The following is a 3,063-nucleotide window of genomic DNA, read 5'->3' as shown; positions in this document are numbered from 1 at the left end:
GAAGTATTCCTTTCAAAGGCCAGTTTGGGTCCCCAACCTGAAGCCCGCAGTTATCCCAATCCTCACTGTATGCAAGCGGGATACGCGCTTCAACAAAACTGATAAAGTCCCTCTGGCTGATCATGTATCCACCATGAAAACTAAAAAAAGTGCACCCTCTTTACGGGTGCACTTTTTACTTAGACCATTTCCTCCTGCCTGGAGGAGAAATCGCCTCCTGCAGTACGAGAAATATATTTCATTAATGTCAATTTCTGCTCCAAAAAAATCCGATGGGCCCACCTGGGATCGAACCAGGGACCTACCGGTTATGAGCCGGTGGCTCTGCCAGCTGAGCTATGGGCCCGAAGGTGAAACTCGGAAAATAAACTCATTTTTTTTGTTTGTCAAGAAAAAAGTCAATCTTTTAAAATTTCGATACAAAGAATTACAGGCAGGCAAGCTGATTCTTGACTTCCCCAGTCATCATAAGTATGATGGCATCAGTTAAGGCAACCATATGAAAGAACACCCTATCAATGAGCAAAATAAAACCGGCAGAATCAGACTTGAAACAATACCTTCAGGCCAGCTATTTTATTGATTGCGATCATTCCCTGATTCAGAAAACCGCCCGGCAGCTGACCGGCTCCCTGGCTGAAGCAAAAATAATGGCCAAAACCCTCTTTCTCTTTGTCCGTGATGAAGTCCGCTATAACCCTTACAGCTTTTCCACCAGCAGAGAAGACTACCAGGCCCACTCTATCCTCTCCCGGGGCAAAGGATACTGCATCCAGAAAGCAGTCCTGCTGGCCGCCCTCTGCCGGGCCGTCAGCATCCCCTCACGCCTGCGGCTGGCAAATATCAGAAACTACCAGGTACCGGCCAAGCTGGCTGAGATGATGAAAACCAATATTTTCTATTGCCACGGTTACAATGAAATCCAGCTCGACGGTCGCTGGCTGAAAGCCACCCCAACCTTTGATTGCTTCATGTGTGAGCGACTGGGGATTAATCCCGTAAATTTCGATGGTACCAAAGATGCTGTTTTTGCTGCCCGCACTCTGGATGGGCAACCGCATATTGAATACCTGAAACAATGGGGACCATTTTCAGACCTGCCCTTCGCAGAAATTATGGCCACTTTCAATGACAACTATGGCAAAAATATGGTCCAGCAATGGATTAATGCCGGAGAACAACATTATGACTGACAAAAAGCTTACGCGCCGAGCCAGTGAAGCCGTTGACCGGGAACCTTTTGCCCGCAAGCTGGGAATACGCCTGATTGACTGCGCTCCCGGATGCGCCCTGGTGGAAATGACACCCACTGAAGAGCTGGGCAACCTGTTTCAAATGGTCCATGGCGGCGCTATTTTTTCACTCATTGACGAAGCCTTCCAGGTGGCCTGCAATAGCCACGGAACCCTGGCAGTGGCTCTGGGCTTAAGCATTTCCTATCTTAAAGCCCCAGCCATGGGGATATCACTACAGGCTGAAGCCCGGGAAGTCTCCCGCAATCCACGTATTGCCACCTACGAAACCACCGTCAAAGATGAAAGCGGCAACCTGATTGCCACCGCCTCGGCAACCGCCTACCGTAAAAAGGAGAATAATCTCTTCCATGAATCCTGAAACCATTCAACAGTCCATCCGTACAGCCCTGGGGCATGAACCGGCTGACCTGATCATCACCAATGGTACACTGGTCAATGTGTTTACGGCGGAACTGATCCCGGGGAGCGACGTGGCGATCAAAGGTGAACGAATTGCCGCGGTTGGCAATATCAAGAAGGGGACTTATGGCCCGACAACCACGATCATCGACGCCAAGGGCGCTTTCCTGCTGCCGGGATTTGTGGAAACCCATACCCATATTGCCAATGTTTTCCGTCTTCACGATTTTGTCCGTCTGGCACTGCCCCGGGGAACCACCACCGTGGTCACTGAAGCTACCGAGTTCGGCAGCAGTCTGGGGACAGCGGGCGTCAAGTGCTTTCTCGAAGAAACCCGGCGGCAGCCGATGAATATCCTGGTTACCGCGCCCTGTTTTTCACCGCCTTACCCGGAGATGGAAACAACCCATCCTTTTTCTATCGACGAATATGCCGAGCTGATTGCAAATCCACGGATAGTCGGCATCGGCGAGGCCTACTGGCCACGAATTATCAACCCCGATGAAAAAACCCTGGAGCTCTTGGCCCTGGCCTGGAAACATAACTTACCCCTTCAGGGGCATGCCGCCGGCGCCCGCCGGGAAAAACTGAATGCTTTTATAGCTGCCGGAATTTCCTCCGACCATGAACCCATCACCGCTGAAGAAGCCTTGGAACGTCTGCGGCTTGGACTGTATGTGATGATCCGCGAGGGAAGTATCCGCCAGGACCTGGCCGGAGTAGCTCCGATCAAGGATATGATCAGTGATTTCCGCCAGCTGTCCATCGCCACCGATGGGGTCACCACTTCCAGACTTTTGCATCAAGGACACCTGGATGTCCTGGCCCGCAAAGCCGTGGGCCTCGGCTTTGAACCGCTGACCGTCGTCCAGATGCTGACTATCAACGCGGCCGCCGCTTTCGGCTTTCGTGACCTGGGGGCCATCGCCCCTCACTTTCGCGCCGACCTGCAGATTGTTTCAAACCTGAATGATTTTTCCCCACACACGGTCATCGCCGGCGGCCAGATAGTAGCCGAAGATGGACAATTACTGACCCCCACATCCTCCCCCTACCTATACCCGGAAGCGGCCTATCAATCGGTGCCGTTATCTCCCCTGACCGCAGAGGATTTCAGCTACCCCGCCCAGGGAAACGAAGTCAAGATACGGGCTATTCGACCGGACCACCACAGCATGGTCACCCATGAAGAAATCATCAAACTGCCGGTTGCAAATGGCAATATCAGCGCTATCCCTGAAGAAAGCATCCTCAAGTATGTCATTATCAATCGTTATGGCAAGCAGCGGTTAAGTCGCGGTTTTCTGGCCGGCACCGGCATCTGCCGCGGAGCTGTTGCCTCCACCCTCAACTGGGAAGCTTACCAGCCCACGGTCTTTGGTGCCAGCGAGGCGGAAATGTCCCTGGC

3 protein-coding genes and 1 tRNA gene are annotated in these 3,063 nt (G+C 52.4%); 3 read left to right on the top strand and 1 reads right to left on the bottom strand.

Features of this window, described 5'->3' with window-relative positions; translation table 11 throughout:
• Nucleotides 1–273: 273 nt before the first annotated feature.
• Nucleotides 274–346 (bottom strand) — tRNA-Ile (locus U9P07_07340).
• Nucleotides 347–518: 172 nt separating this feature from the next.
• Between U9P07_07340 and U9P07_07335 the strand changes: the two genes are divergently transcribed.
• From U9P07_07335 to U9P07_07325, 3 genes are all read left to right on the top strand, one after another.
• Nucleotides 519–1,193, top strand: a complete 675-nt coding sequence (locus tag U9P07_07335; protein ID MEA2109216.1) for a transglutaminase family protein — start codon at nt 519–521, stop codon at nt 1,191–1,193.
• Nucleotides 1,186–1,614, top strand: coding sequence for a PaaI family thioesterase (locus U9P07_07330; protein MEA2109215.1), 429 nt, complete (start codon nt 1,186–1,188; stop codon nt 1,612–1,614). The genes U9P07_07335 and U9P07_07330 overlap by 8 nt, the downstream gene beginning before the upstream one ends.
• A partial coding sequence (locus tag U9P07_07325; protein MEA2109214.1) for an amidohydrolase family protein occupies nt 1,604–3,063 on the top strand: 1,460 nt, incomplete at its 3' end. The genes U9P07_07330 and U9P07_07325, both read left to right, overlap by 11 nt.

It is taken from the genome of Pseudomonadota bacterium (assembly GCA_034660915.1).
In the GTDB taxonomy this organism is placed as follows: domain Bacteria; phylum Desulfobacterota; class Anaeroferrophillalia; order Anaeroferrophillales; family Anaeroferrophillaceae; genus DQWO01.
The sequence above is the reverse complement of the archived record's forward strand: the minus strand, read 5'-3'. Positions and strand labels throughout refer to the sequence as shown.